Here is a 1,050-nt window from a genome sequence, read left to right on the forward strand (position 1 = left end):
GTTGGGTGAGTTGTGAAGCTGACCTGGGCCCGTGCGGCCTGCTCCCATCCTGCCCTGTCTGGTGTCTCTCGCGGACATTTCGGCGAGTTGCTCGAAGAGCTCGCTCAGCCGTGGGAGGCCGCCCGACAGTCCGTGCTGCATGCCGAGCGTGGTGGCCCGCGCCGACGGGCGGCCGGGGCCGGGCGCAAGCCGAAGCTGGTCTTCCTCGACCGGCTGCTGGTCACCCTGGTCCATCTGCGGCACCAGCTGCCGCACGTGGTCCTCGCCGAGCTCTTCGACGTGGACCGCTCCACCGTCTCCGAAGCCGTCCGCCAGGTCCGCCCGCTCCTGGCGGCCCGCGGCTTCGCCGTGCCCGACCGGCCGGGCCTACGGCTTAAGACCTTGGAGGACGTCTTCGCCTACGCCGAGGCCGAGGGTGTCGAGCTGCGGCTCGACGGAGCCGAGACCCAGGTCCGCCGCCCGCAGGCGGGACGCCCCGGCCGCCGGGCGTTCGTCTCCGGCAAGCGCAAGCAGAACACCATGAAGACCACCACGTTCAGCGACGGCCAGGGCCGCATGCTGCTGTCCGGAGCGGTGCGACCAGGCAGAATGCACGATCAGACCGCCGTACGCACCGAGGGCATTGCCGAACAGTTCCGGACCCGACCAATGGTGAAAGCCAAGGTCGACTCCGGATACATGGGGCTGTCCAAGGAGTTCCCCGATCAGGTGAGCGCCCCGCCGAAGAAGCCCAAGGACGAGGCGTGCGACGGCGACAAGTACGCCTGGCGGGAGGCCAGACGCCGTCAGTCCTCGGCCCGGATCTGCGTGGAGCACACCAACGCCGAGCTGAGGCAGTGGGCGCCCCTGCGGCGGTTCACCGGACGGCGCGACACCTACGCCGAGACCCACCTTGCGATCGCCGGCCTCGTCTCCGACCGATCCGCCCGGCGGGCCACCCGCCGCCGCACGAGCACCGAACTCGTCCTCGTCCGCGGCACCGCCTGCTGATCACCCACCAGCCGAACCGCCAGGCCAGCACGCCCAGACATCAATTTCCCCCAAGGCCGT

The 1,050-nt window shown here is 70.4% G+C and carries 1 protein-coding gene; it reads left to right on the plus strand.

Features of this window, described 5'->3' with window-relative positions:
• Positions 1–87 precede the first annotated feature (87 nt).
• Entirely contained in the window at positions 88–990 is a 903-nt protein-coding gene (locus ABZV38_RS40555; protein WP_356333996.1) for a transposase family protein, read from the plus strand.
• Positions 991–1,050: the final 60 nt, after the last annotated feature.

Origin of the sequence: Streptomyces sp. NPDC005181 (assembly GCF_040608395.1) — a bacterium.
Taxonomy (GTDB): Bacteria; Actinomycetota; Actinomycetes; order Streptomycetales; family Streptomycetaceae; genus Streptomyces.